General features: G+C 64.2%; 9 protein-coding genes. 6 read left to right on the top strand and 3 right to left on the bottom strand.

Annotated elements, in window-relative coordinates:
- The 4 genes from I6E52_RS14215 to I6E52_RS14200 form a co-directional block, all read left to right on the top strand.
- Nucleotides 1-225: hypothetical protein (locus I6E52_RS14215; protein WP_197158510.1), on the top strand; the 225-nt coding region annotated here is incomplete at its 5' end.
- 266 nt (nt 226-491) lie between these two features.
- On the top strand, nt 492-1826 hold the full coding sequence (locus I6E52_RS14210) for a PHB depolymerase family esterase (protein ID WP_231602276.1): 1335 nt from the start codon (nt 492-494) through the stop codon (nt 1824-1826).
- Between the two features lie 128 nt (nt 1827-1954).
- Nucleotides 1955-3715 (top strand): dynamin family protein, encoded by a 1761-nt coding sequence (locus I6E52_RS14205; RefSeq protein WP_197158506.1) that lies wholly within the window; start codon nt 1955-1957, stop codon nt 3713-3715.
- Complete coding sequence (locus I6E52_RS14200; RefSeq protein WP_197158503.1) at nt 3712-5316, top strand: GTPase; 1605 nt, start codon at nt 3712-3714, stop codon at nt 5314-5316. Before I6E52_RS14205 ends, I6E52_RS14200 begins: the two co-directional genes overlap by 4 nt.
- A 19-nt stretch (nt 5317-5335) precedes the next feature.
- On the opposite strand, the gene I6E52_RS14195 is transcribed toward I6E52_RS14200, so the two are convergent.
- From I6E52_RS14195 to I6E52_RS14185, 3 genes are read right to left on the bottom strand one after another with little or no spacing between them, the layout of a single operon-like run.
- Complete coding sequence (locus I6E52_RS14195; RefSeq protein ID WP_197158501.1) at nt 5336-6274, bottom strand: type II secretion system F family protein; 939 nt, start codon at nt 6272-6274, stop codon at nt 5336-5338.
- On the bottom strand, nt 6271-7137 hold the full coding sequence (locus tag I6E52_RS14190; protein ID WP_197158499.1) for a type II secretion system F family protein: 867 nt from the start codon (nt 7135-7137) through the stop codon (nt 6271-6273). The genes I6E52_RS14195 and I6E52_RS14190 overlap by 4 nt, the downstream gene beginning before the upstream one ends.
- A complete protein-coding gene (locus I6E52_RS14185; RefSeq protein WP_374059119.1) occupies nt 7134-8366 on the bottom strand; it encodes a CpaF family protein in 1233 nt (410 codons plus the stop codon). The genes I6E52_RS14190 and I6E52_RS14185 overlap by 4 nt, the downstream gene beginning before the upstream one ends.
- 207 nt (nt 8367-8573) lie before the next feature.
- Between I6E52_RS14185 and I6E52_RS14180 the strand changes: the two genes are divergently transcribed.
- Both I6E52_RS14180 and I6E52_RS14175 read left to right on the top strand, forming a co-directional pair.
- Complete coding sequence (locus I6E52_RS14180; RefSeq protein WP_197110212.1) at nt 8574-8939, top strand: metalloregulator ArsR/SmtB family transcription factor; 366 nt, start codon at nt 8574-8576, stop codon at nt 8937-8939.
- Nucleotides 8936-9103, top strand: a 168-nt coding sequence (locus I6E52_RS14175) for a SulP family inorganic anion transporter (protein ID WP_255529343.1), incomplete at its 3' end; no start/stop codon positions are given. The genes I6E52_RS14180 and I6E52_RS14175, both read left to right, overlap by 4 nt.

Genomic DNA, 9103 nt, shown 5'->3' with positions numbered 1-9103 from the left:
GTCAGCGGCGCCGCCTACGACTTCACCAATCCGGTGACCGCACCGCTGACGCTGACCGCGACGTGGACAGAAGTGCCCGCGACCGGTGGCACCCCCACCGCTGACGTCACGCTCGCTGCTACAGGTTTTGCGTTAGCGCCCCACCTCTCAGTGGGTGCAACATTGCTCGTGGCCGGCCTCGCCCTCCTCGTGCTTCGCCGACGCGTCACCGCCCGGCAGCGATAGCGGCAGCGGCAGCGGCAACAGCAACAGCAACAGCAACACGACACGACACGAGTCCCCCGCGAACCCGCGCTGCGTTCCCCGTAACGCAACTTGTGGAAAACCTGAGACATGATTCAGGTTTCACTGTACGGTGATTCCGACGGTGCGTCGCTCGACGGCGGCTGCCGTCAGCGTCGCGGTTTTGTCGCGGCGCGCAATGCGGCCGGGACATCCGCGCAATGACGCACGGAGCGAAGACCGCGTTGCGACGTGCGGAGGTATTCCGAATGTCCACTGTTAAACGCCGGCTCACTATTCCGGCAGTACTCGCCTCTCTCGCCCTCGTCAGCGCCACGCTGGCCGGAGCACCACTCGCAGCCCAAGCGATCACGTGTCCACCCGGTTTCGAGATGCTGCCGGGGTGCAGCAACTCGTCCGATCCCGGCGGCTCCGACGCTGTTCCGGGAACGTGGTCCACGGAAACGGTTGCCGGGATGAGCACTCGTATCTACACGCCATCCACTGCCGCCGAGTTCCCCGCCGGGCGTGCGCTCATGATCAGCCTCCACGGCTGCGCGCAGAAAGCGAGCGACTTCCAAGCGAACGCCAACTGGGTGGTCGCCGCCGAAGACTACGGAATGATCGTCGCCCTCCCCGATGCGCCCAACGGTGGCGTCGTGTTCGGCTGCTGGGACTACTACGATTCGAATCACTCCCGCAGCAACCCTGCGCGGCACGACGACAATCTGTTAAACCTCGCCACAACGTTGAGCGCGCGTGTTTCTCTGGGCATCGATGCCGACCAGGTCTATATTTCTGGGTTGTCATCCGGTGGTGGAGAAACCATGGTGATGGGATGCCTCGCCCCCGACGTTTTTGCGGGCATGGGTATCAATGCCGGCCCCACGGTGGGCACCACTTCGGGCCAGATCTCGAGTGTCGCAGTGTCGAAGGCGCAGGGCACGAATACCTGCACCACCTTCGGCAGCGGCAATACCGCGGCTTTCTCCACGCAACTCACCTCGGTGATTTACGGCAGCAATGACTCCACGGTCTCGACCGGCTACAACACCTTGAACGGCCAAATCATGGCCGGCATTTATGGCGCATCCAGCACGTCAACGTTTAGTTTGAGCGGTTTGGCAGGCAACAACACTGCTGGCTCGGGCACGCTTTATTCGGATGCCACGGGGCCACGGGTTTCGGTGATTCAGAACTCGAACCTCGGCCACAACTGGCCAGCGGGCGCAGGCACGGGAGGAACGTACATCAACGCCAATAGCCTCGACTACCCGGCGTATGTGACCGAGTTCTTCTTCGACAACAACCGTCGCGTTGACCGGACTGGTACGCCAGGGCCGACGCCGACGCCGACACCCACGCCGACTCCGACCTCGACAGCGACGCCCACGCCCACGCCCACGCCGGATCCTGTGACGTGCTTCACCGCCACCAACGCCCAACATGCTGCGGCCGGGCGCGCGTTTGCCTACGGGTTCAATCCTTACAACCCGTACTACGCGAAAGGGTCGCTGAGCTACCTCGGCCAAGGTGACTCGACCATCACGAGCCTCTCGCAGGTCTCCGCGAATAACTGGACGAAAACGGCTAGCTGCGGTTAATGCTGAACCGCGCTGACGCTCAGGGAGAGTATCTCCAGAACGACTTTCGTTCTGGAGATACTCGACCGCGGAACCTGTCTGTTCAGCAAAAGTTAGCAAACTGGCCCCGCACCCGGCATGCTTAAGCGGTGACCGACAAAAGTGCGCCCGCGATCCTCTCGCTCGAGCGCCTGCGGGCCTCCCTTGCCGATGCGGGCTTGACGCTGCCGCTTGAGGGCATTGTGGCGCAGCGGGAGCTGGCCGCCGCATCCGTGCGTCAGATTGACGACTACATTCGGCCACGGCTAGCTGATTTGGATGCTCCGCTGGTGGCTGTCGTGGGCGGCTCGACGGGCTCGGGCAAGTCCACAATCGTAAACGCCCTGCTCGGTGTTGCCACGACTCGTGCCGGAGTCATCCGCCCCACGACGCGTCAGCCCATTCTTGTTCACGCGCCCGTCGATGCCGGCTGGTTTGCGAGCGACCGTATTTTGCCGGGGCTCGCGCGAGTGCGCGGGCGGGTGAGCGCGCCGGGTACGCCCGCATCGAACGCCGGAGACATGCCCGAAGAATCACGTATTGGCGAGCTCATGCTGCTCGAACACGAGAGCGTTCCGCGTTCGCTCGCGATTATTGACGCGCCCGACATCGACTCGGTTGCCGACGAGAATCGTGCTCTGGCATCCCAATTGCTCGCTGCCGCTGACCTGTGGCTGTTTGTCACGACCGCCAACCGCTACGCCGATGCTGTGCCCTGGCGACTCCTCGAAAGCGCTGCGGCACGATCGATCACCGTGGGGATCGTGCTCAACCGCGTGCCGCCCGGAGCCGTTGACGAAGTGCTGCCCGACCTGCGCGAAATGCTCACCGCGCGCGGTCTGTCTGACGCTCCCGTGTTCACTATCGACGAGCAGCAACTCGACGAGCTCGGAATGCTCCCGGCCAGCGCCGTCGATGGCCCGCGCGCCTGGCTCGAAGGAATCGCCAGCGATCGCGAAGCCCGCACGCGCATCGCCGCCCGCACCCTGAGCGGTGCTATCAACGACCTTGACCGACACGTGAGCCTCATTGCGGATGCTCGGCAGCAGCAACTCGACTGGCTCGACTCTGCGCACGCGGCCACCGCTGCGCACTACGAGACCGCGATCAAGGCGGTGGACGAAGCCACCCAGAACGGCGCACTGATGCGCGGTGAGGTGCTGGCGCGGTGGCAAGACTTTGTGGGAACCTCCGACTTCTTTCGCAAAGTTGATTCGTGGTTCTCGCGCACCCGCGACAAAGCAACCGCCTGGATCACGGGCAAACCGAGCCCCGTTGTTGACGTCGAAACCCAGATCGAGACCGGTTTGCAGGCTGTCATCGTTGACCAGGCCGGGCGGGCCGCTGCGGCTGTGTGGGCCGACCTCGAGCGAAGCGCTCCCGGACGTTCGATCGCGGAGCAGCATCCGACGTTGTCAGCGGAGAGCCCGGAGCTGCGTCAGGCCACGACGGCGATGATTCGTGAATGGCAGGGTGCGCTGATGCAGCTCATCCATGACAATGCGGGCAACAAGCGCATCCGGGCACGAGTGCTTTCGCTCGGATTGAATGTCGTGACGGTGGCGCTCATGATTGTCGTCTTTGCGTCAACCGGTGGCCTGACGGGCGGCGAAATTGCGATCGCCGGTGGCTCCGCTGTGCTCGGCCAAAAGCTCTTGGAGACCGTCTTCGGCGAGGATGCTGTTCGCCACCTTGCGAGCCAAGCACGCCTCGATTTGCAGGAGCGCGTGCGCGCCCTCTTCGATACCGAGATCGCGCGCGTGGATGCGGCGATGGAGTCGCTGCGTTTCGGTGCTGACCCTGAATCCTTGCGACGCGAATCGCAGGTGCTCATCGACGATGTGGCGCGCGCGGCGAGGAACGACTCGTGAGCGCGGCCAAGCCGAGCCTCGATGAGCGCATTGCCGCTCTGCGCACCGTAACCGAGGCGGGGGTCGGGCGCATCCCTTCTGAACTCATGGATGACGCCCGCGCGCTCTTGCATCAGGCTGAGGCGCGTCGCTCGCGCTCTTCCGAACACACTGTGGTTGGCGTTTTCGGGGCGACCGGTTCAGGCAAATCAAGTCTCGTGAATGCGCTCGTTGGCGCTGAGGTAGCGGTCGCTCATGTGCGCCGCCCGACTACCTCGCAGCCCCTTGCTGTGCTCTGGGATGCCGCGGGTTCTGCCGCACTGCTCGACTGGCTAGAAATTCGCGAGCGTGTCGAACGCCCCACTCCGATTGACCCTCGCGCCAGCAAGCTCGTGCTCGTTGATCTTCCCGACGTCGACTCGGTCGAGGCCGGCAATCGTGCCGTCGCCGAACGACTAGCCAGCCAAGTGGATGCCCTGATTTGGGTTGTTGACCCGCAAAAGTATGCCGATGACGTGTTGCACGCGCAGTTCATCGCGCCGCACGCTCGCCATGCTGCCGTGACCCTGGTCGTGCTCAACCAGATTGATCTTCTGAGCGCGGATGATCGCGCCGCCGTCGTGAAATCACTGCAAGCGATCGTCGAACGGGATGGTCTCCCCCGTGCCCGAGTCTTGCCGGTGAGCGCCCGCACGGGTGAAGGCGTGGATGCTTTACGCAAGGCAATCGGTGATCTTGCCGCGACGAAAGCGGTGAGGGATGCGCGGCTCAGCGCTGACGTGCAAACTCTAGCTGCCCGCATCGAGGACCCCGGTACTCCGCAGAAGGTCACCGCGAAGAGCACAGCCCGATTGCGTGACGAGGTCGGCACCGCTGCGGGGGTCGACATCGTGGCATCCGCTGTCGCACGCTCGTACCGCAAACGCTCTGGGCAGGCGACGGGCTGGCCGCTCGTGTCATGGATCGGTCGCTTGCGCGCTGACCCGCTCACCCGGCTGGGTCTTGGCCCGAAACGTCGCGGCGATGACCCCGATGTTCACCGCACAAGCATGCCGTTACTGAGTGCCGGCGCCCAGGCTCGGATGTCGATGGCCGTGCGTGCCTTCACCGACGAAACGGTTGCCAGCGTTTCGCCCCCGTGGCGGGCTGCCGCCCGCGCCACCGCGGAGCAGACTCTCGACGCTCTGCCCTCCACTCTCGATCTCGCCATCGCTCGCACCCCCTTGCCCGCAAAGGGTTCCTGGTGGTGGGTGCTGGTCGGCATCGTGCAGTGGATCGCCGTCGTGATCGGATTGGGCGGAGCCCTCTGGCTCGTCGGTGCCGCGCTGCTGCCGACGTTTGGCTTGCCCGCATTCCCGCTTCCCGCGGTTGAGGAAGGCCCGCTGACGGGGTGGGCGATACCGACGCTGCTGCTCATTGCGGCGGTACTGCTCGGAATCCTGCTCGGCCTGATCTCGGCCGTTCTCAGCGCCCTGACTGCCGGTGGCCGTCGCCGCCGGGCTCGCCGTCGTCTTCTCGCTGCCGTCGACGAGGTCGTGCAGCGGGATGTTGTGGCTCCCGTGGTTGCGGCACTTGAGCAGGCACGTGCGGTGTCCGCCGCGCTGCAGATCGCTCGTCGCTAGCGCGTCAGCGTCAGCGGCGCTAGAACCCCACCTGAAGCACGAAGATGCCGGGAAAGATCGCAAACGCGATGGTGATGGGCAGGATAAGGAACACGAGCGGAAAGAGCATCGCGACCTCTTTCTTGCCGGCGAGCTCGAGCAGATCACGCTTGGACTCTTCACGAGCATCCTGAGCTTGAGCTTGCAGCACCTCCGACAGCGGACTGCCGCGATCGAGGGCTCCCAAGATTTGGTCGACACAGCGCGAGAACGGGGCGAGTTCCAACTCGCGGGCGAGCACACCCAGCGTCTCGCCGAAGGGGAGGCCCGTATTGACCGAGGAGACCACGCGAGCGAGCTCTCGCGACAGCTCACCGCCGCCGACGTGCGAAACGCGACGCACGGCATCCAAGATTCCCTCGCCAGCCGACAGGCTGAGGGCCAAGAACTCGAGCACGACCGGTAGCTCTGCAGTGAGACGACGGATTCGGTTCTTGGCTGCGCGTTGCAGCAGATAGTCACGCAGTGTGATGCCTGCAACTCCGCCGACGACCACCAGCACTGCTTGGGCCGCGAATGGCACCTGTTGCCGATTCGCGACGGCAATATCGAAAGCGACGCCCGCCATCGCACCGCCGAGTACGGCGAGGAGTTGTTGCGACCGATAGGCCTCGAGGGTCAGTTCGGAGCCAGACTGGCGGAGCCGTCGCAGGATCTGATCGCTGCCACCCACAACTGACGCGAGAGTCTCACGCAACCAGCGCGCAACAGGAACGAGCAGTATGCCCAGCACCGGCAGTGGCCCGACCGAGCGCGGGGCCAAGTGTTCCCGTGCGCCGGCGGAGACGTCGATGACGTAGGGCGCAACTCTCGTCGCCAAGGTGGGTCGACTCAGCCGCGGGATGAGACTCAGAATCGACCAGAGGCCGAGCCCGCCGGCGATTCCGGCGACAAGCGACCAGGCCAGTGCATCACTCATGCGAACCACCGCGGCTGATCGGGAAGACGACCGATGCCCGCCATGATTCGGTAGGCGACAACAGACAGCACTAAACCGGCAACGATCAGGGCAGCGCCGCCCGCTGAGTTGTACGCGAGTGCAGCTTCAGGCCGTGTGGTGAGCAAGAACAGCACCACCCACGGTGCCGCCAGGCCGAGCCGAGCCGCATTCATCACCCATGATTGGCGCGCTTCGATCTCTGAACGAATGGCTGCCTCTTGACGCAGGTAGACGCTGAGACTGCGAAGAACGTTCGTGAGTTCGCTGCCGCCGACTTCGCGCGACATCCGCAAGGTTTCGAGGATGCGGTCAGCAACCGGGTCGGCGAGCGCCACCTTGAGTTCGTCGACGGCTACCGAGAAGTTTCCTGTAGCCCGATAGCGCACGGCGAAGGCAGCAAAGGCGGCGCGCGTCACCGCTGGCCCCGTCTGGGCGAGTGTCATGAGACTGTCGGGAAGAGCAAGCCCCGACCGCACTGCCGACACCAACTGGTCAACGACATCGGGCCACACCACGCGAGTGGCCCGGCGACGCATGCGAGCACGCCAGCTGATTCCGAGCGTCGGCAACACGAGGGCGGCCGCGGCAGCACACAGCACGACGGCGATCACCGATGTCAGCACAAAGGTGATGGCTGCTACAGCGAAGCTCAACGCGAGTGACACGATCACGACAACTACCGGACTTGTTGTCGGGAGCCCCGCCTGCACAAGTCGCTCGCTCAGCCGGAGCGAGAACGCGGAACGGCCACGCACCCGACGTTCGCCCGTAGCCGGCCAGAGAAAGGTAGCCGCGATCAAGACGACACCGACTGCGAGCACGATGCCCATGATCAGGCTCATGCGACCGCCTCCAACAGGTGCGAAACTGCGTCGATGCCGGCGGCCCGAAATTTGGAGAGCCGCGCGGGCACGGTACCCGTGTGGGCGAGTGTGCCGTCCACGATGCGGAAGAGCAGGCTGCTGTCGATAACCCCGTCACTCACCTCACCGGTGAGCGAGGAGATTTCGACCACACGTCTTGTGCCGTCGGCGGTCAGTTCGCAATGGACCACGACATCCACTGAACTCGCCACGGTCGGCACGACAAAGCTGGAGTCAATATTCCGGCCGGCGAGCAGCGGAAGCGTGCACAGCTTCACGAGAGCCTCGCGCGCACTATTAGCGTGGATGCTCGACATGCCAGGCAAGCCACTATTGAGCGCAATAAGGAGGTCGAGCGATTCGGCATCGCGCACTTCGCCCACGACCAGTCGTTCAGGGCGCATGCGCAACGCTTCTTTGATGAGGCGACGCAGGCTGATCTCGCCCGTGCCTTCGAGACTGGGTTGGCGACACTGCATGCCGACGTGGTCGTGACTAGCAACGCTCAGCTCGAAGGTCTCCTCGACCGTAACGACTCGCTCGTTCGGTCGGGCCGCCGCTAGCAAGGCGTTGAGCATGGTGGTCTTGCCGCTCTGCGTCGCGCCCGAAACCACAATGTTCTGCCCCGACAGCACGCACAGCCGCAAATAGTCGGCCGCGTGCTGGGTGAGACTGCCGAGCTCGACAAGGCGATCGAGATCGCGGATGCTCCGGCTGAACTTGCGCACGTTGACGGCCCAGTGGCGGCGGGTGACATCCGGAATCACGACGTGCAGTCGCGAACCATCGGGTAGCGAAGCGTCGACGAACGGTGAACTCAAGTCGACGCGGCGGCCCGACGTTTGCAACATCCGCTCGACCAAGTCGCGAACCTGACCATCTGTGAGACGGATGCCAGTGAACTCGGGAACCCCGTTGCGGGCCACGAATATCTGCTCGGGCCCGTTAATCCACAGCTCCTCAACGGTGTCATCGTCGAAGAAAGGTTGGAGCGGACCGTACCCGGTCAGCGCCGCCACCACCTCGCGGGCGGCCTGAGCTTCATCCGCCAGCAGCGGCACCGACCCACCCAGCGCACGCTCGCTGTAGCGACGCACCTCATCGCGCACATACCGCGACGCCATCTCGCTATCGCGCGACAGATCAACGCCGTCACGGCGAACCCTCTGGCGAACCTGATCGGCGATGGTCGTCAGAGCGTTAGACATGCTCATATTGTGTCGAGCAGGTGCGCAAACGCCTTCCTGTTGTCCACAGGCGAACTCGTGGTCCTGCCGCGAGCGCCTTCCAACTAGGCCCGAATCGGCGCACCCAGATCCCTGATATGATGATTACATCAATTCAGCAAGTGGGCGATTGCTTGCTGTCACAGCCACAGCGCAACCGCATCGCACGCACCGATCAGGAGCACACGAATGGCCGTTCTCGATGAGCGCAGGCCGCTCTACGAAATAAAGGCGAACCTCTTCAAGGGGCTCGCGCATCCGCACCGCATCCGGGTGCTCGAAATCTTGTCAGCGGCCGACGAAGCCTCTGTCGCAGAAATGCTGACCGCGACCGGCCTCGAAGCCTCCCACCTCTCGCAACACCTTGCCGTGCTGCGCCGCTACGGGCTCGTCGTCTCCGAACGTCGCGCCAGCGTCGTCTACTACCGCCTCGCTCACCCCCAAATTTCTGAACTCCTCCGTGTCGCGCGCGTGCTGCTCGGCGAAATCCTTGCCGACACCGACAGCCAACGCGATCTCGTTGCCGGACTACCCACGATTCCGGATGCCCGATGAAACGTTCATGGAAAGAGCTCCTGCCGAGCGCGAAAGACTACCGCCTACTGCGCACCAGCTGGCGGGGCGATCTGATCGCGGGAATCACCGTCGGCATCGTCGCCCTCCCCCTCGCCCTCGCCTTTGGCGTGAGCTCAGGAGTTGGCGCTGAAGCGGGGCTCATC

This window comes from Salinibacterium sp. NG253 (assembly GCF_015864945.1).
In the GTDB taxonomy this organism is placed as follows: domain Bacteria; phylum Actinomycetota; class Actinomycetes; order Actinomycetales; family Microbacteriaceae; genus Rhodoglobus.
The sequence above is the reverse complement of the archived record's forward strand: the minus strand, read 5'-3'. Positions and strand labels throughout refer to the sequence as shown.